The organism is Nonomuraea mesophila, from assembly GCF_004352805.1.
In the GTDB taxonomy this organism is placed as follows: domain Bacteria; phylum Actinomycetota; class Actinomycetes; order Streptosporangiales; family Streptosporangiaceae; genus Nonomuraea; species Nonomuraea longispora.
Genome location: NZ_SMLD01000130.1, coordinates 1 through 26,275, shown reverse-complemented (window position 1 = coordinate 26,275; position 26,275 = coordinate 1). Strand labels below are relative to the sequence as shown.

Here is a 26,275-nt window from a genome sequence, read left to right as displayed (position 1 = left end):
GGCGGACCCGGGGGCGGGTCGGTGAGCGGCCCGCCGAGCGCCGCCAGGACGCGGCCTTCGGCGATGCCGGTCAGCAGGTCCTTGTCGCGCACGCGGGTCAGGGCGACGGTGGCGAAGGCCGTGGTCAGGAACGGCCCCGGCAGCAGGGCGGCGCCGGTCTCCTCCAGGGCGACGGCCAGCTCGGTCATGCCCGCGCCCGCGCCGGCGAACTCCTCGGGGACGATCAGCCCGGACAGGCCCAGCTCGCCGTTGAGCCGGGCGTACACCTGAGGGTCGAAGCCCTCGCGGGCCTTGGGCAGCGGGGAGGCGGCACGCAGGAAGGCGCGTACGGCCTCGCGCAGCTGCCGCTGCTCCTCGCTGAGTACGAGCTTCACGCCTGGGTCCCCACCTTCAGATCCTTGAACGGCACGGTCTTGTCCACGCGGGGCTCGGGCGGCAGGCCGAGCACGCGGTCGCCGACGATGTTGCGCATGATCTCGTTCGTGCCGCCGCCCAGCGCCATGCCGGGGGCCATCGAGATCGCCTGCGCCAGCGGATGGCCGGCCAGCGCCGCCTCGGGCCCGACCAGCTGCGTGGCGAGGTCGGCCTGGAACATCGTCAGTTCGGCGAGCAGCAGTTTGGCCGCGCTGCCCCGCGCGCCGGGGAAGATGCCGGCCCTGGTCTCCTGGGCCAGCCGCTGGTTGAACAGCGCCAGCGCGCGGGTGCGGATGTGCAGCTCGACGAGCTGGTCGCGGACCAGCGGGTCGCCGGTGTCGACGGTGCGGCGCAGCGCCTCGACCGAGGCGGGGTGGTCGCGCTGCCCGCCCATGCCGACGCCCGCCGAGATGGACAGCCGCTCGTGCAGCAGGGTCGTGACGGCCACGCTCCAGCCGTCGTTGACCTCGCCGACGCGGTGCTCGTCGGGGATCGTCACGTCGTCGAAGAAGATCTCGTTGAAGTTGGCCCTGCCCGACATGTCCTTCAGCGGCCTGACCGTCACGCCCGGGTGGTGCATGTCGACGACGAACATCGTCAGGCCCTTGTGCTTGGGCACGTCGACGTCGGTGCGGGCCAGCAGCAGGCCCCAGTCGGCGTGGTGGGCGACCGAGGTCCAGACCTTCTGCCCGTTGACGATCCACTGGTCGCCGCGGGCCTCGTCGCGCACCGCCCTGGTCTGCAGGCTGGCCACGTCGCTGCCGGCGCCCGGCTCGGAGAAGAGCTGGCACCAGATCTCCTCGCCGCGCAGCAGGGGCCGGACGAAGCGCTCGCGCTGGGCGTCGGTGCCCCGGTCGACCAGGGTGGGGCCGGTCATGCCGAGGCCGATCGAGAAGATGTAGGTGGGGAGGGCGTAGTCGCGTGCCTCCTCGGCGAACGCACGTTCTTCCGCCTGGGTCAGCCCCTGGCCGCCCCACCGCCGCGGCCAGGTGATGCCGGAATAGCCGGCGTCGTGGAGCCTGGCCATGAAATCCTTGGCCCGCGTTATGGGGTCCGTCTCCTGAGAGTCGTCCGAAGGGGCGTTGTCCCGCAGCCACGCCCTGGCGGCATGCCGGTAGTCAGCGAGGTTCACATCGACTCCTTGGCATCAGTGTTCACTTACTCTAGCCAGGGCGCCGGAGCCCGTACAGAGCAATGCTCTGGACGTCCGAAACTCGAATTAAAGCCGGAATCTCCGTAAATTAGAGTACGAGCTGCTTGGTGTGATCACCTGACTACCGGGGGGATGGGTGTGATCGCACTGCTGGGCCGTTCCATACGCGCGCGGCTGGCACTGTTCGCCAGCATCGCCATGGGCCTGCTCTGCCTGACGACCAGTTCGGCCCTGCTGTGGATGATCTACACCACGACCGTCGACGTCCACACCCAGGACGCGGTCGGCACGACCCTCACGGTGGCCCACCTGGTCAAGGAGTCCGAGCTGTCGCTCCTCGACAGCCTCGACGCGCGGGGCGTCCAGGTCGTCGACCCGCGCGGGCAGGTGGTCACCGCCACGTCCGACCTGGCCGACAGGCCACGGCTGACCCCCGAGCCGCCTCCATCCGGCACCACCCACCACGTCGCCCACGCCTGCGACCTGCCGGGACTGTCCGGCGGCTGCCACATCATCGCGATGTTCCGCGTGTACCGGCAGGACGGCGACTGGCTCGTCTACGCCTTCCGCCCCCTGCCGCCCTGGTACGCCGGCCCCGGCGCGCTCACGTTCCTCGTCCTCGCCTCCGTGACGCTGGTCGTCCTGACGTGGTACGGCGTCTCGCACGTGGTCGCCAAGACGCTCGCCCCCGTCAACCGCATCACCGGCAGGCTGGCCGAGATCACGGCCGGCGGCGGGGGGATGCGCGTGCCCGTGCCGGAGAACGCCGACGAGATCAGGGCGCTGGCGGAGACCGCGAACCGTACGCTCGCGCAACTGGAGGAGGCGATGGAGCAGCAGCGCAGGTTCGCCTCCGACGCCTCGCACGACCTGCGCAGCCCGATCACGGCCATGCGCACCGAGGTCGAGGAGGCTCTGCTCACCCCCGGGGACACCGACTGGCAGGAGATCGGCGTCAGGTTGCTCGGCAGCCTCGACCGGCTGCAGAACATCGTCACCGACCTGCTGACGCTGGCCAAGCTGGACGCGGGCGCCCCCGCCCGGCTGGGCCCCGTCGACCTGGGCGAACTGGTCAGCACCGAGGTCGCCAGGCCGTGCACGAAGGAGGTCCGCGTCTCGGTGCAGCCGGGCGTGGTCGTGACGGGCGACCGGCTGAGGCTGGCCCGCCTGCTGACCAACCTGCTGGACAACGCCGAGCGGCACGCCGAACGTACGATCGCCGTGATCGTGCGGCGCAACGGCGAGGCCGTGCTGGAGGTGCTCGACGACGGGGCGGGCATCGCGCCCGAGCACCGCGAGCTGGTCTTCCGGCGCTTCACCAGGCTGGACGCCTCGCGCAGCCGGGACGCCGGCGGGACCGGGCTCGGCCTGCCCATCGCCCGGGAGATCGCGCGTACGCACGGGGGCACGCTCAGGATCGAGGATTCCGACGTCGGTGCCCGATTCGTCCTACGGATGCCGGTAAGGGCCGAGTAAAGGTGGGTAGTAATGCTTTTCGACCCCCTGCCGGAGAACGTTCGAAGAGTCGTGAGTACCATGATCATCACGAGATGACCGAACGCACGGCGTCCCGCTTGTCCCATATAAGCCTTATGAACAGAAATTAGAGTTACCCGCTGTGACATCAGGTTTCAGCCGATTACGGCGTGAGGATCTCCTGAAGACGGCCTGCGAGGTGATCGCCGAGCAGGGGTTCGGGCATACCAGGACCATCGACATCGCCAGGGCCGCGGGCGTCAGCCAGGCACTGCTCTTCTACCACTTCGAGACCAAGGACCAGCTGTTCGCGCAGGCCTTCACCTACGCCGCCCGCCTGCACCTCGACGCGCTGAGCGACGTCGAGCGCTCGGAGGGCACGCCGCTCGAACGGCTGCGCACCCTCCTGCGGCTCTGCTCTCCCGCGGTCCCCACCGAAGGGTGGCGGTTGTGGATCGACGCCTGGTCCGAGGCGATGCGCAGCTCGGAGCTTGAGGACATCTCGCGGCGCATCGAGGTCCAGGGCCGCCTCCTCCTTCGCCAGATCATCGAGGCCGGCGTGGCGGCCGGCGAGTTCACGTGCGCCGACCCCGAGGGGGCGACGTGGCGGATCCTGGCGCTGGTCGACGGGCTGGCCGTGCAGATGCACGTCCATCCCAGGGCCCTGTCGCGGCGCCGGGCCGGCGCGCTCATGCGCACGGCCGCCGCCAACGAGATCGGAGTCGCCCCAGACAAGCTGTGACGAAACCTGTGATCCTCGCCTTCCCGGCTTATTGGATGCTCCGTACAATACCGGGCGAGGAGAGGAGTGCACGCGATGACACAGGCACCGAGCTCTACCGCCGCCAGGGAACGCGACGAGCAGGTCGCGAGCAGGAAGGCGTACGAAACGGTCATCGAACGCCTCTCGAAGGCGTCGGTCGACAAGCACTGGGAGCCGTACCGGGACATCCCGTGGGACGACCCCGCGTTCCTCGTGGACCCGGCCGACCCGCGCTGGGAACTGCCCGGGATCGACAAGCTGGGCGGCCATCCCTGGTACCGCAGCCGGCCCCCGGAAACCCGGGCCGCGATCGGGCTGTGGCGGGTGGCCACCGCCATGAAGATCGGCCTGCAGTTCGAGAACCTGCTCAAGCGCGGGCTGCTCAACTACGCCTACCGGCTGCCGAACGGTGCTCCTGAGTTCCGGTACGTGTACCACGAGACCATCGAAGAGGGACATCACGGGATGATGTTCCAGGAGTTCGTGAACCGCACGAAACTCCCTATCCGCGGCATGCCCGGCCCGCTGTCGGCGATCGCGCAGATGGCGCCCTTAATCCCGCTCATCTCGACCGAGCTGTTCTTCGTGTTCGTGCTGGGCGGCGAGGACCCCATCGACCACGTGCAGCGCAAGGTGCTCAAGGACGACCGGGCACACCACCCGCTGGAAGAGACGATCATGCGGATCCACATCGCGGAGGAGGCCAGGCACATCTCCTTCGCCCGGCACTACCTGCGCAACCGGGTGCCGCGCATGCCGGCGTACCGGCGGCTCCTGCTCGGCATCGCCTCCCCCCTCGTCCTCGGCCTCATGGCCCGCATCATGCTGGCGCCCCCCGGCGCGCTCATCAGGCACTTCAAGATCCCCGTCAGCGTCGTGTCGGAGGTCTACCTGCGCAACCCCGCCGCCAAGCAGGAGATCCGCGACTCCATCGGCAAGACGCGGGACCTGTGCGCCGAGATCGGGCTCATCAACCCGCTGACCCGGCCGATCTGGCGCCTCATGGGCATCTGGGCCGAACCGCGGCGCGCCTAACCACGCGGCCGCCTGGCGATCAGGACCTCGGTCACCGTCACCTGCTCCCACGTGCCCCGGGGATTGTGCGCGAGCAGGGCGCGCCTGGCCGCCTCGGTGAAGGCGCCCACCCGCTCGCCCAGCTTCGCCGGAGCGGTGTAGGAGTAGGACAACTGCAGGCCGATCACCGCCTCCACGTCGTAGACCTGGCGATATTCGTACAAAGTGGCGTCGAGCTCGCTGAACGGCGAGACGGCGAGCACGTCGTCGTGGTGCTCCCCCGTGGCCTGATAGGAGTTGGTGGCCGTGAACGTGTTGACGCCGAACTCGTCGCGCACCCGCCTCATGGCCGGCTCCCAGGGCAGTTCCTCACCCGCCCGCGACGGGCCGACCAGCGCCACGACACCGTGCGCGGGCAGCAACTCGTCCAGCTCCCGCAGCACCGCGCGGCGGTCCATCCAGTGGAACGACCTGCCCATGACGACATGGTCGAACGCGGGCAACTCCCGCAACCGCGTGGAGTCGCCGCTCACCCAGCGGATGTTGCCCGCCCGCGCCGCCAGCCGCCGGCCCTCCGCGAGCATCGCCGCGTCGGGATCGACCGCCAGGACGTCGCGCACGCGCCGCGCGAGCGGGATCGCCACCGTGCCGGGACCGCAGCCGAGGTCCAGCACGGTGCTGTCGTCGCCGAACGTCATCGCCAGGTGCTCGATCGCCGGGTCGCCATGACCGGCCCGGTACTTGGCGTAGTAAGGAGCCGCGCCGCCGAACAGGTCCGTCATGGATGGGACCATATACAGGTTCGAGACGTGACGATGGAAGGTTTTCCCCTGTGAGGCGGCTATTCACGGTCCTGCTGCTCGCCTTCGCGGCGGCCGGGATCGCTCTCTCCCCGGCCGAGGCGCACAACGTGCTCATCGGCAGCGACCCGAAGGACGGAGCCACGCTGACGGCCTCACCCGCGCGCGTGACCCTGGTGTTCGACCAGCCGGTACGCCAGGGATACGCGCAGGTGGGAGTGACGGGCTCCGACGGGTCGGCCTGGGCCGACGGAGCCGCCGAGATCGCCGCGGAACGAGTGTCGGTCAAGGTCAAGCCGCTCGCGGCGGGCGGCTCGTACGTCGTGGGCTACCGCATCCTGTCGGCCGACGGGCACCCCGTCACCGGGAAGATCGGCTTCAGCCTGGCCGCGGACGCCACCGGGGTCGCCGCCGACCCCAAGACGGGCGGCGACAACGCGCCCACCCAGGAGACCGGCGCCGACGCCACCGCACCCGCGACCGACCCCGACACAGCGGCCGGCCCCGACGCCGCCGAAGCCGCGGCGAACCCCGACGCCGCCGAGGCCGCGGCGAACGGCGGGGCCGGCATGGCCGTGGTGTGGATCGTCGGGGCGCTGCTGATCCTCGCCACGGGCACCGCCGTGGCCCTGCGCCGCGCGAAACCGGCCCAGGCCACCGCCACGACCGCCGCGCCCGCCACCACCAGCGGCACGACCACCGGCGTCACCACGACCGACGGCACCACCGGCACCACCGGCACCAGGACCGACGTCACCACCGGCACCACCGCCGCCACCGGGGACGGTGCGGCAGGGACGGCCGCCGGGTCCACGGCTGAGGAGACGAAGGCGTGACCGTCACCCTTCCCCCCGCTCCCCCGCTCCCCGAGCAGCGCGTGGGCGGGCGGCTCGTGGCCGGCGCGTTCGTCGTGTGCGCCATCGTCGCCGCCGTGGCCGCCAGTTCGTTCGCCGAGCAGGAGACCGTGCCCGGCATTCCCATGCCGGGGCCGCTGGTGTCGATCGGGCTGCCCGTCATACGGACCCTGCTCGACGTGTCCGCCGTCGCCGTGGTGGGGCTCAGCCTGGTGGCCAAGCTGCTCGGGTTCGACCGGCCCGAGTACACCGAGCCGGTGATGGTCCGCGTCCGGCCCCTGGCCGTGATGGCGGCCTGGGCGTGGGCGATCTGCGCGCTGCTCACGATCGTGTTCCAGACGGCCGAGCTCAACCCCGGCGCCGTGCCGACGTTCGGGATGATCGCCGACTATGTCGGAACTGTCGGCACCGGCCAGGGGCTGCTGTTCAGCGCGGCGTGCGCGCTGGCGGCGGCGGGCATCGGGCTGATGGCGGTGCGGTTCGGCGAGAAGGTCCCGGCCGAGCTGCGGGTGATCGTCGCGCTGTTCGGGCTGCTTCCCATCCCGGTCACCGGGCACGCGGTCAACTCCATCTGGCACGACCCCATCATGATCTCGATGGAGATCCACGTGATGGGTGCGGCGGCGTGGGCGGGCGGGCTGATGGTGACCGCGATCTTCGTCGCGCCCCACCCGGGCCTGCTCGCCATGGTGCTGCCCAAGTTCTCCAGGATCGCGTCGGTGTGCCTGTTCATGGTGGCGCTGTCCGGGCTGATCACGGGGCTCGGCACGATGGCGCTCACGCCCGGCGTGGTGCTGCCCGGCGCGCTCCTGACCAGCGACTACGGTCTCCTGGTCGTGGCCAAGGCGGGGCTCGTGACCCTGCTGGTGCCGCTGGCGGCGAACATCCGCTTCCGCCTGCTGCCCGCCGTGCGCAAGGGCCGGGCCACCGCCCTCGTGGGATGGGCGGCGGCCGAGGTCGGCGTGATGGGACTGGCGTACGGCGTGGCGGTGGCGATCACCCGCGCCTCGATCGTCTGACCGGCGGAGCGCACAAGGGGACGGGCGGACGCGCTAGGGGGCGGCGTTGGCGCTAGGAGTGGTGGGAGCGCTAGGGGTGGCGGGGGCGCTAGGCGTGACGGGAGCGACCACGGGTGAGGCCGCTCGGGCCGGGCTCGTACGGCGCCTGCGGGCCAGCCATTCGACCGCCAGCCAGGCGGCCAGCAGGCCGAGCCCCGCCCAGACGGCCGACGACGTGACGAGCGGAGGTGCGCCGAGCAGGCCCTGCTGGCCCTTGAGCAGGTCGTACACGCCGCCCATGACCGCGCTCTGGGCGGCCAGCGCGGCGTACGCACCGGCCGTCGCGGCCGCGGCGCCGAGCAGGGCGCGCACGGCGGGCTGCCGTACCAGGAACGCGACGTCCACCAGCAGCCCCGCGATCACGAGGAAGAACGGCACCGCCGACGGCGGGAACCCGGTGTAGGTCAGCAGCGGCCAGATGAGCGTGCGGACCGCGACGTAGGCGGCGGCGACCAGCGTGGCGGCGCCGAACCTGCCGATCAGGGTCCTCGCCACCACCAGCACCGCGACTCCGACGACCACCGCGTAGACGGGGTAGAGGAAGTCGGGCACGGGCAGCGCGAATCCGGTCATCATCGTACGGTCGATGGGCCGCCCCATCTGGTCGGCCGCGAACTGCAGCAGGATCGGCTCGGCGTAGACGGTGCCGTTGTCCCAGGCGCCGATCGACAGGATGCCGTATTCCTGGTGCTGCTCGGGGAAGTGCACGTTCTCCAGGAAGAACGCGAGGAACGCGCCGAGCACGACCGCGCGCTCCCTGCCGGGCGGCGCTCCCATGAACCAGCCACGGATCACGCCCGCGATCATGAAGAACGTTCCAAGGTAGAGCATGATGTGCGACGGGCTCCACGAGGTGATGTCGAGCCCGTTGACGCGGTGGTTGATCAGGTCGAGCGGGACCGCGACGAGGAAGATGCCGGTGCCCCACTGGATCAGGCGCAGCGCGGCCTTGTCGACGCCGTAGCCGGTGTAGCCGTGGATGATGGTCAGGGCGAGAGCGAGGGCCGTGCCCGCGGAGTTGAGCAGGTGAGGCGGCGCGAGGTCGTCACGCAGCCATTTGAAGTGCCACGAGACGTCCCACGCCGACCCGAGCAGCTTGAGCGTGAACGCCGCCAGCCATCCGAAGTAGAGCACCCTGAACAGGTCGTGCGGCGTCTCGCGCCCCGCCTGGCCTCTGGTCCAATAGGGCAAGGCCCATTCCGCGGCCTTTTTGATCGATGCTGGAGACTTCACGGAAGAGAATCTTACGGTCACCGTTCCTGGTCGCTCGCCGGGAGTGGCCTCGGATGGGGGTTCGCAGGTCAAGGTGCGCCGGCGGCGCAGGCGCGCAGGGAGTACATGAGGGGCAGCCTGGGAGCGCCGTCGGGGATGCGATATCCGCCGTCGGCGGCCTCCAGCGTCGCGAAGCGCTGGAAGAGCGTGAAGTCGTGCTCGTGGAGGAACTCCACGCGAAGCCCCGCCGCTCCCACCGCGCTCACGACGTCGCCGAGGCCGTGCAGGAACTGCACGGACGTCTGGTGTTCGAGTTCCTCGCCGCCGGTGTAGGTGTGCGGTTCGACCCAGACCTGCGGCTCGCGGTCGAAGTAGTCGTGCTTGAGGGTGGCGCCCGTGGCTTCGTCCAGGATGTCGGGGAAGGGATGGAACTCGGCGATATAGAGGAAGCCGCCGGGTTTGAGCAGCGCGGCCACGGTCTGCGCCCACCGTGTCAGGTCGGGCAGCCAGACCAGCGCGCCCACGCCGGTGTAGACGATGTCGTACGCGCCCCGGCCGAGCTTCTCGGCGGCGTCGTACACGTCGGCCGTGACGAATCTCGCCGGGAGGCCGCACCTGGCGGCGATGCTCTCGGCCTGGGCGACGGCGGCCGCGGAGAAGTCGAGGCCGGTCACCTCCGCCCCGAGCCTGGCCCAGGCGAGGGTGTCGAGCCCGATGTGGCACTGCAGGTGGGCCAGGCGGCGGCCGGACACGTCGCCGACCTCCGCACGCTCGAACGAGCGCAGCGGGCTACGGCCCGCGACGAAGCCCTCGACGTCGTAGAAGTCGCTGCCGACATGGACGGGCACCCTGGAGTTCCAGTTGGCCCTGTTGATCTCCATATAGTCCATGACGTCCGAGCGTAAAGGCGGGCGGGCCGTCTCAGCGATCTCTCAGGTGGGGTCAGTAGGCTCACCGCATGAAGCGTGTGGCCGCGTCTGCGGCGGCGCTCGCCCTCATCGCCGTGACGACGTGGCTGGTGTGGCCGTCGGGTGCCGAGGTGCGGGGCCAGGATCAGACCATCACCGTCGTCGACGGACCCGCCGACGACCAGCAGGTCAAGCTCGACACGACGTTCTTCCCACCCCCGGGCGGGGGGAAGGCGCCTGCCGTGCTGCTCGGCCACGGTTTCGGCGGCAGCAAGCGGAGCGTCACGGACGAGGCCGTCCGCCTCGCCAAGGAGGGCTACGCCGTACTGACGTGGTCGGCGCGCGGTTTCGGCCGCTCGACCGGCGAGATCGCGCTCAACTCGCCCGACTACGAGGTCAAGGACGTCAAGCAGCTCATCGACTGGCTGGCCGAGCGCCCCGAGGTGCTGCTCGACTCGCCCGGTGACCCGCGCGTGGGCATGGCCGGCGGCTCGTACGGCGGCGCCATCGCGCTGATGACGGCGGCCCACGACCAGCGCGTCGACGCCATCGTCCCGCGGATCACCTGGTCGGACCTGGCCGACGCGCTCTTCCCCAACACGGCCGCCCCGCTGTCGGCGATCGGCGACGCCGGCCAGGTCGCCGCCGACGGTCCGCCCGACGCCGAGAACGGCGTGTTCAAGCGCATGTGGGCGGGCATCTTCTTCGGCCAGGGCGTCTCGCTCGACAGCCTCGCCCTGGGCGGACGGCCCGAGGCCGCCGCGCCGCTCACGTCCGAGCAGGCCAGGTGCGGCAGGTTCCGTCCCGAGATCTGCACCGTGTACGAACAGGTCGCCAAGACGGGCAGGCCCACGCAGGAGGCCGTCGAACTGCTGCGCAAATCGAGCCCGATCAACGTGGCGACCCGGATCAAGGCGCCGACCCTGCTCATCCAGGGCCAGCGCGACTCGTTGTTCCCGCTCAGCCACGCCGACGCCAACGCCAGGGCGATCGCCGCCGACGGCACGCCCGTCAGCCTGGCCTGGTTCGACGGCGGGCACGACGGCGGCGACGGCGAGGTCGACTGGGTGTTCGAGCAGTCGTCGGCCTGGTTCGCCCGTTATCTGAAGGGTGAGGAGGCCGGACAGGCGGCGCCGCCGGTCAGCGCGTTCACCGTGACCCGCGACGGCGGCCGCGACCCCGGCACCCGCCAGCGCGTCCGCCTGCACCCCGAGACCGGCTCCTACCCCGGTCTCGGCGGCACCGCCACCAGCGCCGTCGAACTGTCGGGCCCCGCCCAGGTCATCGCCAACCCGCCCGGCGGCGCGCCCGCCTCGATCTCGTCGGTGCCCGGCGTCGGCGGCCTGCTCGGCGGGCAGAACACGCCCGGCGTCGCGATCGACATGCCCGGCCAGAGCGCCGCGTTCGAGTCCCGGCCGCTCACCGAGCCGCTGCAGCTCACCGGCAGCTCGACGGCCACGATCAGGGTGTCGGGGCAGGGCGGGACGGAGGCGACCCTGTTCGCCAAGCTCTACGACGTGGCCGACAGCGTCCAGCCGCCCGCCCTGCCCGCCGGGCTGGTGGCGCCGATCCGGGTGGACATCCCCGAGGGCGCGAGCAGCGCGGAGGCCACGGTCACTCTGCCCGCCGTCGACCACAACTTCGCCGTCGGCCACCGGCTGCGGCTGGTGCTGACGACGACGGACATGGGGTTCGCGACGCCCGCGGAGCCCGCCACGTACCAGGTGTCGCTGGTCTCCACCAAGCTGACCGTCCCGATGGTCGGCACGCTGGCCGCCGCCTCCGGCGGGGTGGCGTGGTGGGTGTGGGCGATGCCGCTGGCCGCCGTCGTGGCCGCGGCCGCGCTGCTGGTGACCGGCCGCACCCGGGACCGCCGCCCCGCGGTCGTTCCGGCCGCCGGCCAGCAGGGTGAGGCGGCCGGCCCGGCCGCCGGCCAGCAGGGTGAGGCGGCCGGCCCGGCCGTGCCGCTGGAGATCCGCGGGCTGACCAAGGCGTACAGGAACGGCGAGCGCGCCGTCGACGACCTGTCGTTCCGCGTCGAGCAGGGCCAGGTGCTGGGCCTGCTCGGGCCGAACGGCGCCGGCAAGACGACCACGATGCGGATGATGATGGGGCTCATCCAGCCGGACGGCGGCGAGATCCGCATCTTCGGCGAACGGGTGACGCCGGGCGCTCCCGTGCTGTCCCGGCTGGGGTCGTTCGTCGAGGGGCCGGGCTTCCTGCCCCACCTGTCGGGGCGGGACAACATCGAGCTCTACTGGGCCGCCACCGGACGGCCGGCCGCCGACGCCCACTTCGACGAGGCGCTGGAGATCGCCGGTCTCGGCAAGGCGCTCGACCGGGCCGTACGCACCTATTCGCAGGGCATGCGCCAGCGGCTCGCCATCGCCCAGGCCATGCTCGGGCTGCCCGACCTGCTCGTGCTCGACGAACCCACGAACGGGCTCGACCCGCCCCAGATCCGGGAGATGCGCGAGGTGCTCAAGCGCTACGCGCGCGACGGCCGTACCGTGATCGTCTCCAGCCATCTGCTGGCCGAGGTCGAGCAGAGCTGCAGCCACGTCGTGGTCATGCAGCGCGGCAGGCTGGTCTCCACCGGCCCGGTGTCGCAGCTGCTCGGCGCGGCCCCCAGCCCGGCCCGCGCCGGCAACGGGCACGCCACGCGCCTGGAAGACGTGTTCCTCGACCTCATCGGAGACACCCCATGACCGCCGCGACCGGTTACGCGCCCCGCCGTACGCTGCCGTTGCGGGTCGAGATCGTCAGGCAGTTCAAGCGCCGGCGTACGATCGTGATGTTCGGGCTGCTGCTCGCGCTGCCGTGGATCCTCGTGATCGCGTTCCAGTTCGGGCCGCAGGGCAACGACAACGGCCAGGCGCTGCGCATCTCCGACCTGGCGACGGAGAGCGGCCTCAACTTCGCCGCCTTCGCGCTGTCGGTGTCGGCCAGTTTCCTGCTGGTCGTCGCGGTGGCGCTGTTCTGCGGCGACACCGTGGCGAGCGAGGCCAACTGGTCGTCGCTGCGCTACCTGCTGGCCGCGCCGGTGCCCCGCGACCGGCTGCTGCGGCAGAAGCTGGTCGTGGCGCTGGGCTATTCCGCGGCGGCCGTGATCTGCCTGCCCGTGATGGCGCTGCTGGCGGGCACGGTGGCGTTCGGCTGGAACGACATCCAGGTGCCCGGCACGGGCGAGACCATCCCGGCGCTCGACGTGCTGCCGCGCTTCGGCATCGTGATCGCGTACGCCCTGGTCAGCCAGCTCGTCGTGGCGGCGCTGGCCTTCCTCGTCTCCACGATGACCGACTCCCCGCTGGGGGCGGTCGGCGGGGCCGTCGGACTGTGGATCATCTGCACCATCCTGCAGGCCGTCGAGGCGCTGGGGGTGCTGCGCGAGTTCCTGCCGACGTTCTGGAACAACGCCTGGCTCGACGCGCTCGCGCCCGAGCTCGAGTGGAGCGGCATGATCAAGGGCGCTTCCGTGTCGATCACGTACGCGGCGATCCTCGTCGCCGTGGCCTTCCGCCGGTTCCGCCGCAAGGACGTGGTCAGCTAGTCTCCGCCCAGTCGAACGCCTTGGTCACGGCCTTCTTCCAGCCCGCGTACCCCTTCTCCCGCTGCTCCTCGCTCCAGCCGGGCTCCCAGCGGCGGTCCTCCACCCAGTGGGCGCGCAGCTCGTCGGTGTCCTGCCAGAAGCCCACCGCCAGCCCGGCGGCGTAGGCCGCGCCGAGCGCGGTGGTCTCGGCGACGACCGGCCGGCTGACCGGCACGCCGAGGATGTCCGACTGGAGCTGCATGCACAGGTCGTTGGCGGTGACGCCGCCGTCGACCCGCAGCACGTCGAGCACCACGCCCGAGTCCTGCTGCATGGCCTCCACGACGTCCCTGCTCTGGTAGCAGATGGCCTCCAGCGTGGCGCGGGCGAGGTGGGCGTCGGTGTTGTAGCGCGACATGCCGACGATGGCGCCGCGGGCGTCGGCCCGCCAGTAGGGGGCGAACAGGCCGGAGAAGGCCGGCACGAAGTACATGCCTCCCGAGTCCTCCACCTGCCTGGCCAGGGTCTCGCTCTGCGGCGCCGAGGTGATGATGTGCAGCTGGTCGCGCAGCCACTGCACCGCCGAGCCCGTCACGGCGATCGAGCCCTCCAGCGCGAACACGGCGGGCTGGTCGCCGAACTTGTACGCGACCGTGGTGAGCAGCCCGCTCTGCGAGCGCACCCGTTCGGTGCCGGTGTTGAGCAGCAGGAAGTTGCCGGTGCCGTAGGTGTTCTTGGCCTCGCCCGGCGAGAAGCAGACCTGCCCGACGGTCGCGGCCTGCTGGTCGCCCAGGATCGCGGTGATCGGCACCTCGCCCGCGGCCGTTCCGAACGGGGTCGTGACGCCGTAGGCGGTGGGATCGGACGAAGGCCGGATCTCGGGCAACATCGCGCGCGGGATGCCGAAGAAGGACAGCAGCTCGTCGTCCCAGTCGAGGGTGTCCAGGTCCATGAGCATCGTACGGCTGGCGTTGGTCACGTCGGTGACGTGCACGCCGCCGTCGACGCCCCCGGTCAGGTTCCACACCGTCCAGGTGTCGGTGGTGCCGAAGACGGCCTCGCCCCGGTCGACCGCCTCGCGGACGCCGTCCACGTTCTCCAGGATCCACTGGATCTTGCCGCCGGAGAAGTACGCGTCCGGGTGCAGCCCCGTACGGTCGCGGATGACCTGGCCGCGGCCGTCCCGCTCCAGCGCGGCGGCGATCTTGTCGGTGCGCGTGTCCTGCCAGACGATCGCGTTGTAGTAGGGGCGGCCGGTGCGCCGGTTCCACACGACCGTGGTCTCGCGCTGGTTCGTGATGCCGATCGCGGCGAGGTCGGACGGCTGCAGCCCGGCGCGCTGGAGGGTGCTCTGGATGACGGCCGCGGTCCGCGTCCTGATCTCGATGGGGTTGTGCTCGACCCAGCCTGCCCTGGGCAGGATCTGCTCGTGTTCGAGCTGGAACTTGGCGACCTCGCCGCCGTCGTGATCGAAGATCATGAAGCGGGTGCTCGTCGTGCCCTGGTCCACCGCCCCGACGAAATCGGGCATGTCATTCTCCTTCGGTCTTGTCCGGGTCCGCCGGTCTGACGATGTCACGTTCCTCGGGCCGCGGCAGGAACCTGGAGATCAACGCCTGGTAGAGGCCCGCTCCGAGGAGGCCGCCGATCAGGGGCCCGATGATCGGCACCCAGAAGTACAGGTCGCCGTGCTGATCTCGCCAGGCGTCGTGGTAGCCGGTGAGGAAGCTCGCCAGGCGCGGCCCGAAGTCGCGCGCCGGGTTGATGGCGTAGCCGGCGTTGGTCCCGAACGCCATGCCGATCGCGACGACGATCAGGCCGATGACGAAGGGCCCCATGTTGGCGTCCGGTGCCATGTTCCGGGTGTCGATGAGCGCGAAGACCAGGAAGAGCAGGATCGCGGTGCCGATGATCTGGTCGCGGAACCCGCCCCACAGGTCCACCGGCAGGGTGCCGTTGCCCGGCAGGGTGGAGAAGACGATCTGGGTCTTGAACGTGTGCCCGGGGTCGGCCATCGCCAGGACCTCGGTGAAGTTCCAGCGTACGATCAGCGCGGCGACGAAGGCCCCCGCCGTCTGCGCGAGGACGTACGGCAGGACCTTCCGCCAGGGGAAACCCTGGAAGACGGCGAACCCCAGCGTGACCGCGGGGTTGATGTGCCCGCCCGAGGTCCTGGCCGCGGTGTAGACGCCCAGCACCACGCCGAGCCCCCAGGCCCAGGCGATGCTGTCGTGGTCGCCGACCTCCGCGGCGACGACCGAGGCGACCACGCCGCAGCCGAACAGGATGAGCACCGCTGTCCCGGCGAACTCGGCGAGCAGCTCGCCGGCCAGCCCTCTGCGGTCGAGACGCCCGGCCACGGCCATCCCCTTCCTCTCGCGTACCCGTTGTGTGCCATTCCCGTAATCAGGCAATGCATACAGCCTGTATATGACACATAACGCTAAGTGAGTGAAAGGCGCGCTTCAGGTCAGAGCGTGCGTACGAAGGTGACCAGGCTCGTGCCCGGGCCGTTGTGCCCGGGGACGGGGCCGCCGGCCTCGAAGCCCATGCGGCGGTGGAAGGCGACGGAGCGCTCGTTGACCGGTGCGGTGATGGCCCTGACGACGTGCCGGCCGTGGTCGCGGGCGATGCCGAAGAACCGCTCGTACATCGAGCGGGCGACCCCGCTCCTCCTGGCGGCGGGCGCGACGCCGACGAAGTGGATGTACGCCTCGCCGGGCTGCGACGGCGAGACGAACCCGATCAGGAATCCCGCCATGCCGTCAGGACCGTCAGGGCCGCCGAGACCGGCAGGACCGGCAGGGCTTTCGGCGATCAGGCTCGTGTGGTGGAAATGGTCGAGGAACAGCCGGGGCAGCGAGGCCAGGATCGGCCGCCCCCACCACTCGTCGACCACGGCAGCGATGGCGTCGTAGTCGCCGGGGGTGGCGGCGCGCAGCACGTGGTCCGTCATGTGGATCTTGTCGCCCTAGCCCCAGTGCGGCGGCCTGTTGTCGAGATAGAAGGCGTCCGGGTCCTCGGAGCGCCACTCGCCCCAGCCCTCGTCGGTGTCGTCCGCCGTCTGCTCAGGTAGGAAATCATTCACACCCAACATGCTATCCAGGCGTACAAACCCCTACCCGGCCCGTCCGCAGGCTTCAAGACAGGTGGAACGCACGGCGGTACGATGCGAGAGCAGGTGTCGCCTACCCCCCGTGAGGCTGCCCATGGCCACCCCGACAGGCTGGCGGCGAGAAGGCAATCTGCCGGCGGAGCTCACCAGCTTCGTCGGCCGCACGCGCCTGCTCGCCAACCTCAAACGGCACCTCGCCGAGTCGCGCCTGGTGACCGTGACGGGCATCGGCGGTGTGGGCAAGTCGCGCACGGTGCTGCGGCTGGCGCATCAGGTGCGCGCCCACTACCCCGACGGCGTGTGGTTCGCCGACCTGGCCAGGCTGCAGGACGCGGGCATGGTCAAGCACACGATCTCCTCCGCCCTCGGCATCGCCGACCAGTCCTCGCGGGCGGAGTCGGAGTCGCTGTCGGAATGGGTGGGCGAGCGCGACATGCTGCTCATCATCGACACCTGCGAGCACCTGATCCAGGGCTGCGCCGAGCTCGTCCACGAGCTGCTGGAGGCCGCGCCCAACCTGAAGGTGCTGGCCACCAGCCGGCAGTCGCTGCACCTGCCGTACGAGCACGTGGTGCCCGTGCCGCCGCTGCAGGTGCCCGGAGAGGACCCCGCGGAGAGCCTGTTCACCAACGAGTCGGTGCAGCTGTTCGCCGTCCGGGCCGGGGCCAGCGTGCCCGACTTCCAGCTCGACGAGGACAACATCGAGGCCGTGGCCGAGCTCTGCCGGCGCCTCGACGGCATCCCGCTCGCCATCGAACTGGCCGCGGTCCGGCTGCGCGCCCTGTCGGTGGAGCAGATCCTCGGCCTGCTGACCGACCGCTTCAGCCTGCTGGCCGGGGCGAGCCGCACGGCCCTGCCCCGCCACCAGACCCTGCGGGCGGCCATCGGCTGGAGCCACGAGCTGTGCGAGCCGGCCGAACGCCTGCTGTGGGCGCGGCTGTCGGTCTTCGCCGGCGACTTCGAGCTCGACGCGGCCCGGTTCGTCTGCTCCGACGGGCGGCTGCCGTCGGAGGACATCACGGATCTGGTCACCGGGCTGGTGGAGAAGTCGATCCTGCTGATCAGGAGCAACCACGCCGGGGTGCGCTACAAACTCATCGACACCCTGGCCGAATACGGCGAGGAGTGGCTCGACAAGCTCGGCCAGTACGAGCAACTGCGGCGACGGCACCTCGACTACTACCTGAGCCTCGCGCAGCGCGGCGAGGACGCCTGGTCGGGCCCGCGCCAGATCTACTGGTTCGTCCGCATGCGCCAGGAACACGACAACGTCAGGGTGGCGCTCGAATACGCGCTCAGGACCCCGGGCAAGGAACCGCTGGCGCTGGTCCTGCTGTCGTCGTTGTGGTTCATGTGGGTCTGCTGCGGGTTCGCCCGCGAAGGGCGCCTGTATCTGGAGCGGGCCCTCGAGGCCAACCCGACGCCGAGCAAGGAACGCTGCAAGGCGCTCTGGGTCCTGTCGTACGTACGCAACTCCCAGGGCGACAGCGTAGGCGGGCAGACGGCCGCCGAGACGTGCAGCACCGAGGCCATCCGGGTGGGCGACTCCAGAGCGGTGATTCTGGCCTCCAAGATGCAGGGCACGGCGGCGATGCTCCAGGGCGACATGCCGAAGGCCAGCGCTCTCCTGGGCGTGGCCATCGAGTTCAACACCGACAACAAGGAGCTCAACCCCGGGCTGCTGCCCGCCATCGTCGAGTTGTCCATCGTCCTGACCGCGCGGGGCGAGTTCTACGAGGCCGAGTCCCTGCTGCAGGACTGCCTGCAGGTGTGCAGGGAACGCGGCGAGCTCTGGGTGATGTCCCATGCCCAGTGGGCGCTGGCAGGCGCCAGGCTCGCGACCGACCGGCCCCAGGAGGCGCTGCACAACGTCAGGGAAGGGCTGCGCATCAAACTGCACTTCCATGACACGCTCGGGACGTTGCTGGCTCTGGAGTCCTCGGCGCGGATCTTCGTGGCTCTGGATCGGTTGCCGCTGGCCGCGCATCTGCTGGGTGCGCTGCAGCAGAACTGGAAGTCGGCCGGACTGCCACAGCTCGGCGCGCCGTTCCTGTCCGCCGACCACAACGCGTGCGTCAGGGATTGTTCGCGCCGCATGGGCGAGGTCGCCTACAAGAGCGCCTTCGAGGAGGGCGCCCGGCTCGACCTCGATGAGGCATCAGCGATGGCGCTGGGCGAGTTGGTCGCCCTCGAGGAAGGCTGACACCGCGGCTCAGACGGCCTGCGGCCAGCGAGTGTCGTCCGGCCAGGCGTTCACGAAACGTGCGCTGCCGAACGAGAACTCGATGTGCCCGCGTACCCAGTGTTCGAGACCGCGTACGTAGTTGAGCACGGACGGCGGAGCCCATCTCTCCAGTGCCGCACGCCGGTCGACGAACGCCGAGACGGCCTCGTCGTGCATCCGGGCGACCTCCAGCAGCGCCTCCTGCAGCGAGAGCGACTTGTGGGCGGCCAGCACGGTCACGAGGTTGTGCCGCGCCTTGTCGGCTCGGTGTTCCTTGGCGTAGGAGAGCAGGTCGTTGTCCCACCCGACGAGGTCGCAGGCCAGGTCCGAGAGTGCGCGTACGTCGGGGTGGTACCAGTCCTCGGTCTCGATCCGATAGCCACCGCCGATGTCGATGAGCGCGAAGCAGGTGTACGTGGCGCCGGTGGTGCGGCGCATCAGAAGGTAGTCCGCGGGGGTCGGGATCAGATCGGCTTCACGGTTCGCGGCCTCCCAGATCTGGGCGAACAGGTATTCCTTCACCGCACTTCGCCAGCGTTCCACCTGTTCGGGAGTGGCCATGGCGGAGATCCGGTCCAGCAGTCCCCTGAGGGCGAGGCCGAACGGATCGCCGGGCTCCGGAGAACGGTCCTCGTCGAGGCTCTCCAGGAGCGACGGCAGAGCGCGGGCCACGGCGGCGGCCCGGTGCCCTGTGAGCTCGCTCTCGCAGAACCCGTCGTCGAAGGCCCAGAGCCAGAAGTACCAGTCGGTGACCAACCGGAGACTGGCGCGCGGCACCATGGGGTTGGTGCGCGCGGGGAGGTCGCCGAGTTCGGAGCGCCTGAAGTGCTCGGCGGTCTCGGCGTTGGGGAGCATGTTGGAGGCGACCAGCCATGCGTGGCTTTCCGAGCCGACCTCCGCGACATGCACGTTGATCTCACTGGGGAACGGGCATGGCAGCGGTGGGATGTGGAGGGGTCGCCTGCTGAAGGGGTGCGCAGAAGTAGCCACGCCATCCAGCATGACGATGGACCGCTAAAAAGGCCACAGTTAACAACCTTTACCCCTTTCTTGCATATTTCACACTATGCACCACTTTGTGTGAACAAGCGCAGAAACTGGTCATTCGCGAATATTCGCGCGGCGTCCAGAGCGGAGGGCTGACCGGCGCGCGGATCGGCGCCCGCATCGAGCAGCGCTCTGACCACGGCTGACTCCTTCTTGAAACCGGCACCCGCGAGCGGTGTCTGGCCGCGGTCGTTGGGGCGGTTCGGGTCGGCGCCGCTTGCGACGAGCATCGTGACGGTCTCGGCGTGACCGTAGTAAGCCGCCGGCATCAGCAAAGTGTCACCTTTGCCGTTCGTCAGGTCGGCCGGAACCCCAGCCTCGACGTACGCCCGCAGCGTCTCGGTGTCGCCCGCTCTGGCCAGGTCGAACAGCTTCGTGGCGAACGCCTGCAGCTCGGGGTCCTCGTCCATACGGCCCAGTCTGCCTCGATAGGGTGCCGTGCACGGAATCGTTCTGTCCCGCCGTAGGTTCTGGAGAGAGTACCTAGGGAAAGGCTGTCCAACCGTGTTCGACCCGAAGGATCTCTACAAGCTCGCAGACGACGCGCCCGAGCTGCCCGATCCGGTGTTGCTATACCACTTCGACGGTTTTGTCGACGCTGGTGGTGCCGGACGTCTTGCGCTGGGCCACCTGCTGGCCGAGCTTGAGCACCGGGTCGTGGCGACGTTCGACGTCGACCGTCTGCTCGACTACCGGTCGCGGCGGCCCATCATGACCTTCGACACCGACCGCTGGGTCGAGTGTGAGAGCCCCGAGCTGGCCGTTCACGCGGCCGAAGACGCGACGGGGACCCAGTTCCTGGTGATGAGCGGGCCCGAGCCCGACCGGGAGTGGGAGCTGTTCACCAGGGCGGTGGCCGATCTGGTGGCGCGGCTGAAGGTGAGCAAGCTGGTGACCGCCCACGGCATCCCGATGGCGGTCCCGCACACCCGCCCGCTCGGCGTCACGATGCACGCCAGCCGGCCCGAGTTGATCAACGCGCAGACGAGCGCGTTCGGGCGTGTCCAGGTGCCCGGCAGTGTCGCGGCGCTGCTGGAGCTGCGGCTGGGCGCGCAGGGCAACGACGCGGTGGGATACGCGGTGCACGTGCCGCACTATCTGTCGCAGGCCGAATATCCGACCGCCGCCGTGACCGCGCTGGAGGCCGTGACGAAGGGGACGGGGCTGGTGTTCCCGACGGAGTCGCTGCGCGAGGCGGCCCGCCGTACGAACACCGAGATCGAGGAGCAGATCCAGGCCTCGGCCGAGCTGTCCACCGCCATCAAGGGGCTGGAGCAGCAGTACGACGCCTTCGCGGAGGGCAGCGAGCGGGAGAACCTCATCGCCGAGTCGACGCCCATGCCCACGGGCGACGAGCTCGCCGCCCAGTTCGAGCGGTTCCTGGCCGAGCGCGACGACGAGTGATCCGCGCCCGCGGCGATACGCTGAGGTGATGAGCGACATCCGGGTCGGGCTGGTCGGCTACGGCACCGCCGGGGCCTTCTTCCACGCCCCGCTGATCCACGCCACGCCCGGCCTGGCGCTGACGGCCGTCGTCACGCGCGACCCCGGCCGGCAGGCGGAGGTGTCCGCGAAGTACGGCGCGGCCGCGGTGGGCGACGTCGACGCGTTGTGGGACCTGTGCGACCTGGTGGTGGTCGCCTCCCCCAACAGGACCCACGTGTCCACGGCCGGCGCGGCCCTCACCCGCGGCCTGCCCGTCGTCGTCGACAAGCCGCTATCCAGGACCGCCGAGGAGGGCCGCGAGCTCGTACGCCTGGCCAAGGAGCGCGGCCTCATGCTGACCGTGTTCCACAACCGCCGCTGGGACGGCGACTATCTGACCGTGTGCCGGCTGGCCCGAGAAGGACGGCTGGGCGAGGTGCTGCGGTTCGAGTCGAGGTTCGAGCGGTGGCGACCGCGGCCCAAGGGCGGCTGGCGGGAGACCGGCGGGCCCGAGGAGGTGGGAGGTCTCCTCTACGACCTGGGCAGCCACCTCATCGACCAGGCCCTGCACCTGCTCGGCCCGGCCACGCAGGTCTACTGCGAGAGCGACGTCAGGCGGGCGGGGGTGGCCGCCGACGACGACACGTTCGTGGCGCTGGCCCATGCGGGCGGCGCCCGTTCGCATCTCTGGATGAGCTCGATGGCCGCCAGGCTCGGGCCCCGGTTCCGGGTGCTGGGGTCGGCGGGCGCCTTCGTGAAGTACGGGATGGACGTCCAGGAGGAGCGGCTGCGGGCCGGGGCCGCGCCCGGCACGCCCGGGTTCGGGGACGACGAGGAGTCACGCTGGGGGCAGCTCGGCACCGAGGACGACCACCGCACCGTGCTCACCGAGCCGGGCGCCTATCTCGACTTCTACCGGGGTGTGGAGGCGGCGCTGCGCGAGGGCACGGCGCCGCCCGTCGACCCGGAGAGCGCGGTCGGCACGCTGGCCGTCATCGAGGCGGCCCGCCTGTCGGCCACGCAGGCAATCGTCGTCCACCTGAGCTGATGGCGGAGGCTCGCCGTCCCCTGAGCCGGACGCCCGGGGCTCGCCGCCCCCTGAACCGGCGGGTGCAGGGGATCGGCGGCCGTCAGGGCTTTGAGCGGCCGGCGTTGTCAGTCGCGTAGGCGGGAGCGCATGGCCTCGGTGTCGGTGCCGGTCCAGCCGTGCGCGGCCAGCCACTCGAGCGGCCCGCCGAAACGGTCGTCGAGCACGCCCAGGAACTGCTCGATGTATCCGGCCCGCGGCATGTGGTCGTCGGCGGGGCGCGAGTCGAGGTCATCTCGGTAGGTGTCGCTGCCGCGCAGCCGCTTGAGTATGAGCTCGAGCCGCTCCCCCGTGGCCACGTAGTCCTCGACGATCGCCTCCCTGGTCGCTCCCGCCACCTCCAGGGCGAGCGCCGACAGCACACCCGTACGGTCCTTGCCCGCCGCGCAGTGCACCAGTGACGCGCCGTCGTCGAGCGCCATCGCGCGCAGCGCGGCCACCACGGCGTCGGGCCGGTCACGCAGGTAGCCGAAGTAGAAGCCGGTCACCCGCAGTTCCTCGTCCAGCCCGCGCTCCGCCCACGGCAGCACCCGCTCCCCGTCAATGGCGTCGGCCTCGACGTCGGTGTGCCGGCCTCCCTCGGCGAACAGGGTCAGATGGTGGTGCCGCACCTCGGTCACCCGCGTCAGTGGCCCGGGGCCCTCCAGCGACACCTCCGCGTTCGAGCGGAGATCCACGACATGGCGCAGGCCCAGCTCGTCGACCAGCAGCGTCACGTCGCCGGACGTGAGCCCCTGCAGGTTGTCGGCACGGAAGATCCTGCCGCGACGGGTGCGCCCGCCGTCACGGGTGGGCAGTCCGCCCAGGTCACGCGCGTTGACCGCGCCTTCCAGGTCTATCCACCTCGTCATCTCATCCATTATCGCGACCCTATATGTCCACCATGGTGAGCAGAATCGCGGTTCATAACGCAGCATGAACATGTGACACCTCCGCCCTTTGAAGGGAGCGGCTTCTCGCTGAACCGCTTCCGCAGCCCGACGAAGGGCAGGCCCTGCCCTGAGGATGTTGGTCGCCGCGTCGACGTCGGCGTGCGCCGTGCGGCCGCACGCCGTGCGGGCGAACTCGGCTCGGGTGACGCGGATCTGCCGTGCGCAGCGCCCGCGGCGCGAGCCGGAGGGCGCGGCAGGATCGTGCGCGACCTGCGCAGCCCACCTCCCACGCTCGGTGACGACAACGCCACGGTATCGGCCGGCACCGACGAAACGGAGGGACATCTGTGATGCGCAGACCTGGCAGGGTAGGGCACACTCGGGATTCGGCGGCCCTCCTGCTTGCAAGCACCCCATCGCCTCAAGGCGACGGTCCGCCGCCGCTCAGGAGGACCTGATGGATCCACGCGCTCTGCCCCCACGGTTGGTGATCGACCCGACGCTGCCCCCGGTGATCTCGCACGAGCTGCGGTCGAGCCAGCACCTTCTCCGGGTGGCTCGATCCGGCCGGCTGCCCGACACGCGCCATTCCGCCCTGATCTTCCTGCTGCCCGGCCTGCTGCTGGCGCTCTCCCTGCTGACCAGAACACCGTTGTTGTTCCTGGCGGGCACGGGCGTGGGGATGATCGTGTTGTTCCGCTGGATGGCCCAGGACACCTACAACAGATCGACCAGGCGGAAGCTCCGCGCCGCCCAGGCCCACGCCGACCGCTACGTCCTGCCGGAGGACCTCGACCATCCCTGCCAGATGTTGCTGCGCAGGGCGCAGAACGCCGCCGAGACCGTCCTCGGTTCCCGGGTGCACGCGGCGGGTCTGATCGACACGATCGACAACCAGGTGTCGCTGCCGGAGGAGATCTGGCAGATCGCGCACCGGCTGCGGCGGCTGTCGGCCATGCACGCCGAGCAGGGCAGGATCATCCCCCGCGAGCTGCCGGCCGGCATGGAGGACGCGTTCAGGCCCTACACCAAGGCGCTGGACGCCGCGTGGACGTCCCTCGCGCGGCGCGTACGCCACCTGGAGAAGTACGCCAAGCAGGTACGCAAGGCCGACAAGGCGTACTCCGCCCACCGGCGGCTGGAGGCGCTGGCCGCCAGAACCCCCGAATACCAGGCGCTGATCGCCGACACCGTGCGTGACGAGATGGCGTACGAGCGCATCAGGGAGCTGACCGACCATGCGGCGCACGTACGCAAGATGTTCGAGGAGAGCATCCTGCAGGCGAGGCAGGCGGCGGGCGAGCTGATCAGGACCCCGCTCACCTGAGCCGAGCCTGAGCCGAGCCTGAGCCGAGCGGATGGGGTACGGCCCGCGCCGGCCGCACCCCGTCGTTGACCTACAGGCCGATCACGTGACAGGTGGCCGTCATCTTCTTGGCGGGGTCGCTCTCCGAGGTGGCGGTGAGCTTGACCCTGGCCAGCCGGGCGCCGCCGGAGTCGCGGACGGCGTTCACGGTGACGAGCTCGTGCTTGCCGAACGCGACGGAGGCCAGGGCGTTCGGCAGCTGGGCGGTCCAGCCCTTGCCCTGCACCTCGGCCTTGAGCCGGTAGACGTCGGCGTTCAGGTAGGCGCTGACGTCCTCGGGGTGCTGCCCCTGCGCGGGGGCGGCCCTGCCGGTGTTGAACAGCGGGAACTTGCAGGTGGACAGGTTCTTGCCGGTGGGGATGCCGGCGGCGGGCAGCACCTTGACGCCGCGCCGCTGCGGGCCTGAGCCGTCGAGCGAGCGGATGGCGACCGTGTACGACAGGATGCCGTCGCGGCGGCGTTTGAGGTCGGTGACGTAGAAGTGCAGCCGGTTGGCCTCGTCGACGTACTCGTACTCGCTGCCGGAGTCGGTGCCGGCGTGGAAGAGGGCGTCGGAGAGCTGGCGGTAGTCGCCGATCGTGATGGGCACCTTGGTGCCGTCGGGCATGACGTAGTCGGTCATGCCGATGTCCTGCGGGTTGGCGTCGATCACCCACTCGAACGGCGCCCGGTCCTCGTTCTTGGTCTTGGCCAGCAGGACGCCTGAGTCGGGGGTGAAGGAGTCGGAGCCCATGCGGTCCACGACCTCGACCGTGTAGTTCTCGTACCCGCCGCCGTCGCAGAGAGGGTCGGTGCGCGCGTCGCAGGCCGGGCTCCTGTCACCGGTGTCGAAGGAGATGTTGACGCCCGACAGCTCCTTCTTGCCCGGCTGTACCGCGCGGGCCAGCACGTCGGCGGTGACCATGCCGGACTCGTCGAGCGCCTCGCGTGACAGGCGCAGGACGTTCCGCTCGTCGATCATCTCCAGCTTGATCTTGTTGCGGAGCATGTGCTGGGCGCCCATGGACGCGCCGGCGGTCGGCGGGATCAGCCAGCGCGAGTGCGGGCCGCCGGGGCCGTTGAAGCTGCCGCGGCTGAGCATCTCCCACACGCCCGTGTACGACCTGCGCGGCGGCACGCCGTACGGGTTGTTGTAGTTGTCGGCGATGCCCATGATATGGCTGAGCTCGTGGGCGTAGACGGCCATGCCTGAGCTCTCGGCCTGCACCGAGTCGATGCCGAAGCGGGCGTTGGGCCAGAAGGTGGAGCCGGCCTGCCACGAGGTCCAGTCGACGTAGCGGGTGTCGACCCAGTTGGGCAGCGCGGCGTCCGGCGGCCCCCACTCGTCGGGCACATCCTCCTTTGTCGGGAATTTCATCATCCCGAACTCCTGCCAGGTGGACGACTCGTCCTGGCCGGCGCTCAGGTAGAAGACGAAGTCGAACTGCTCGGCCGTCTCCTGGCCGACGTCGGCGAACCAGGCGGCGTTGCCCTCGGTGCGCAGGTTCCTGTTGCACGAGTCGCCCGCGGGGCACCCGTTGCCGCCCTGGAACTCCATGGCGTACTCGTGGTCCTTGCCCGACATCAGGTAGGGCCCGAACCCGGTCAGCTCCACGCCGTACCTGCCGCCCGAGTCCTCCATCCAGTACTCGTGGATGGTGTGTCCCTTGTTGAGCTTGTTCGGGGTGTTGAGGAAGTCCCGGTAGAACGTGGCCACCTCGTCACGGGGGATGGCGTGGGCCTCGGCGCTCGGGTTCCCGAAGATCGTCGAGCCTTGGGGCTGTGTCGCCACGAACGGCTGGTTGGGGTAGTCGAGCAGCACGAGCGCGCCCTTGAAGGTGCGCTTCGACCCCTTGGCGGAGGGATCGGCCCAGTTGGTGCCGGGCGGCTTCTTGTAGTCCTCCCACGTCATGTGGTCGGGGTTCGTCCAGTTCTGCGGGTCGATGGGCTTGATGCCGCCGGGCGGGCGGGTGTGCAGG

Annotated in this window: 23 protein-coding genes; 11 read left to right on the top strand and 12 right to left on the bottom strand. The window is 70.4% G+C overall.

Annotation, left to right across the window (positions count from 1 at the left end; genetic code table 11):
* Positions 1–374 (bottom strand): acyl-CoA dehydrogenase family protein (locus E1295_RS35020; protein WP_132637336.1); only part of this gene is annotated, 374 nt, incomplete at its 3' end.
* On the bottom strand, positions 371–1,546 hold the full coding sequence (locus E1295_RS35015) for an acyl-CoA dehydrogenase family protein (protein WP_132637334.1): 1,176 nt from the start codon (positions 1,544–1,546) through the stop codon (positions 371–373). The genes E1295_RS35020 and E1295_RS35015, both read right to left, overlap by 4 nt.
* A gap of 159 nt (positions 1,547–1,705) precedes the next feature.
* Between E1295_RS35015 and E1295_RS35010 the strand changes: the two genes are divergently transcribed.
* The 3 genes from E1295_RS35010 (at position 1,706) to E1295_RS35000 (ending at position 4,841) form a co-directional block, all read left to right on the top strand.
* Entirely contained in the window at positions 1,706–3,043 is a 1,338-nt protein-coding gene (locus E1295_RS35010; RefSeq protein ID WP_246080725.1) for a sensor histidine kinase, read from the top strand.
* A gap of 142 nt (positions 3,044–3,185) precedes the next feature.
* On the top strand, positions 3,186–3,785 hold the full coding sequence (locus tag E1295_RS35005; protein ID WP_132637330.1) for a TetR/AcrR family transcriptional regulator: 600 nt from the start codon (positions 3,186–3,188) through the stop codon (positions 3,783–3,785).
* A gap of 75 nt (positions 3,786–3,860) precedes the next feature.
* Positions 3,861–4,841, top strand: coding sequence for an AurF N-oxygenase family protein (locus tag E1295_RS35000; protein WP_132637328.1), 981 nt, complete (start codon positions 3,861–3,863; stop codon positions 4,839–4,841).
* On the opposite strand, the gene E1295_RS34995 is transcribed toward E1295_RS35000, so the two are convergent.
* Positions 4,838–5,602 (bottom strand): class I SAM-dependent methyltransferase, encoded by a 765-nt coding sequence (locus tag E1295_RS34995; protein WP_166427557.1) that lies wholly within the window; start codon positions 5,600–5,602, stop codon positions 4,838–4,840. The genes E1295_RS35000 and E1295_RS34995 overlap by 4 nt on opposite strands.
* 50 nt (positions 5,603–5,652) lie before the next feature.
* Between E1295_RS34995 and E1295_RS34990 the strand changes: the two genes are divergently transcribed.
* Entirely contained in the window at positions 5,653–6,456 is an 804-nt protein-coding gene (locus E1295_RS34990; RefSeq protein WP_220449042.1) for a copper resistance CopC family protein, read from the top strand.
* Positions 6,453–7,493: a copper resistance D family protein gene (locus E1295_RS34985; RefSeq protein WP_246080723.1), complete on the top strand. Its 1,041-nt coding sequence runs from the start codon at positions 6,453–6,455 to the stop codon at positions 7,491–7,493. The genes E1295_RS34990 and E1295_RS34985 overlap by 4 nt, the downstream gene beginning before the upstream one ends.
* Positions 7,494–7,526: 33 nt before the next feature.
* Here the strand turns inward: E1295_RS34985 and E1295_RS34980 are convergent, their stop codons facing one another.
* Together E1295_RS34980 and E1295_RS34975 are read right to left on the bottom strand one after the other, a co-directional pair.
* Positions 7,527–8,765, bottom strand: coding sequence for a hypothetical protein (locus E1295_RS34980; protein WP_246080721.1), 1,239 nt, complete (start codon positions 8,763–8,765; stop codon positions 7,527–7,529).
* Between the two features lie 68 nt (positions 8,766–8,833).
* A complete protein-coding gene (locus E1295_RS34975) occupies positions 8,834–9,634 on the bottom strand; it encodes a class I SAM-dependent methyltransferase (protein WP_132637322.1) in 801 nt (266 codons plus the stop codon).
* A 68-nt stretch (positions 9,635–9,702) separates the two neighbouring features.
* Here E1295_RS34975 and E1295_RS34970 point away from each other — a divergent pair, with 68 nt between their 5' ends.
* Positions 9,703–12,360 carry an alpha/beta fold hydrolase gene (locus E1295_RS34970; RefSeq protein ID WP_132637320.1) on the top strand — a complete coding sequence of 886 codons (2,658 nt, stop codon included), beginning with the start codon at positions 9,703–9,705 and terminating at the stop codon, positions 12,358–12,360.
* Complete coding sequence (locus E1295_RS34965) at positions 12,357–13,202, top strand: ABC transporter permease (RefSeq protein WP_132637318.1); 846 nt, start codon at positions 12,357–12,359, stop codon at positions 13,200–13,202. Before E1295_RS34970 ends, E1295_RS34965 begins: the two co-directional genes overlap by 4 nt.
* On the opposite strand, the gene glpK is transcribed toward E1295_RS34965, so the two are convergent.
* The 3 genes from glpK to E1295_RS34950 form a co-directional block, all read right to left on the bottom strand.
* The gene (gene glpK, locus E1295_RS34960; protein ID WP_132637316.1) at positions 13,195–14,712 is read right to left on the bottom strand and encodes a glycerol kinase GlpK; all 1,518 of its coding nucleotides are present in this window, start codon (positions 14,710–14,712) and stop codon (positions 13,195–13,197) included. The two genes, E1295_RS34965 and glpK, sit on opposite strands and share 8 nt — an antisense overlap.
* A 1-nt stretch (position 14,713) precedes the next feature.
* Positions 14,714–15,541 carry an MIP/aquaporin family protein gene (locus E1295_RS34955; protein WP_132637314.1) on the bottom strand — a complete coding sequence of 276 codons (828 nt, stop codon included), beginning with the start codon at positions 15,539–15,541 and terminating at the stop codon, positions 14,714–14,716.
* Positions 15,542–15,651: 110 nt separating this feature from the next.
* Positions 15,652–16,137, bottom strand: a complete 486-nt coding sequence (locus tag E1295_RS34950) for a GNAT family N-acetyltransferase (protein ID WP_132637312.1) — start codon at positions 16,135–16,137, stop codon at positions 15,652–15,654.
* Between the two features lie 241 nt (positions 16,138–16,378).
* On the opposite strand from E1295_RS34950, the gene E1295_RS34945 reads away from it, so the two are divergent.
* Complete coding sequence (locus E1295_RS34945) at positions 16,379–18,499, top strand: ATP-binding protein (protein ID WP_246080719.1); 2,121 nt, start codon at positions 16,379–16,381, stop codon at positions 18,497–18,499.
* Positions 18,500–18,508: 9 nt separating this feature from the next.
* On the opposite strand, the gene E1295_RS34940 is transcribed toward E1295_RS34945, so the two are convergent.
* Together E1295_RS34940 and E1295_RS34935 are read right to left on the bottom strand one after the other, a co-directional pair.
* Positions 18,509–19,429 carry a terpene synthase family protein gene (locus E1295_RS34940; protein WP_132637310.1) on the bottom strand — a complete coding sequence of 307 codons (921 nt, stop codon included), beginning with the start codon at positions 19,427–19,429 and terminating at the stop codon, positions 18,509–18,511.
* A 155-nt stretch (positions 19,430–19,584) separates the two neighbouring features.
* On the bottom strand, positions 19,585–19,977 hold the full coding sequence (locus tag E1295_RS34935) for an ankyrin repeat domain-containing protein (protein WP_132637308.1): 393 nt from the start codon (positions 19,975–19,977) through the stop codon (positions 19,585–19,587).
* A gap of 94 nt (positions 19,978–20,071) precedes the next feature.
* Between E1295_RS34935 and E1295_RS34930 the strand changes: the two genes are divergently transcribed.
* Both E1295_RS34930 and E1295_RS34925 read left to right on the top strand, forming a co-directional pair.
* A complete protein-coding gene (locus E1295_RS34930) occupies positions 20,072–20,971 on the top strand; it encodes a proteasome assembly chaperone family protein (protein ID WP_132637306.1) in 900 nt (299 codons plus the stop codon).
* A gap of 28 nt (positions 20,972–20,999) precedes the next feature.
* The gene (locus E1295_RS34925) at positions 21,000–22,040 is read left to right on the top strand and encodes a Gfo/Idh/MocA family oxidoreductase (RefSeq protein ID WP_132637304.1); all 1,041 of its coding nucleotides are present in this window, start codon (positions 21,000–21,002) and stop codon (positions 22,038–22,040) included.
* 107 nt (positions 22,041–22,147) lie between these two features.
* Here the strand turns inward: E1295_RS34925 and E1295_RS34920 are convergent, their stop codons facing one another.
* Positions 22,148–22,930 carry a tyrosine-protein phosphatase gene (locus tag E1295_RS34920; protein WP_342775936.1) on the bottom strand — a complete coding sequence of 261 codons (783 nt, stop codon included), beginning with the start codon at positions 22,928–22,930 and terminating at the stop codon, positions 22,148–22,150.
* 478 nt (positions 22,931–23,408) lie between these two features.
* Between E1295_RS34920 and E1295_RS34915 the strand changes: the two genes are divergently transcribed.
* Positions 23,409–24,278, top strand: a complete 870-nt coding sequence (locus tag E1295_RS34915; RefSeq protein ID WP_132637300.1) for a hypothetical protein — start codon at positions 23,409–23,411, stop codon at positions 24,276–24,278.
* Between the two features lie 70 nt (positions 24,279–24,348).
* Here the strand turns inward: E1295_RS34915 and E1295_RS34910 are convergent, their stop codons facing one another.
* Positions 24,349–26,274, bottom strand: coding sequence for a M6 family metalloprotease domain-containing protein (locus tag E1295_RS34910; protein ID WP_132637298.1), 1,926 nt, complete (start codon positions 26,272–26,274; stop codon positions 24,349–24,351).
* Position 26,275 lies beyond the last annotated feature (1 nt).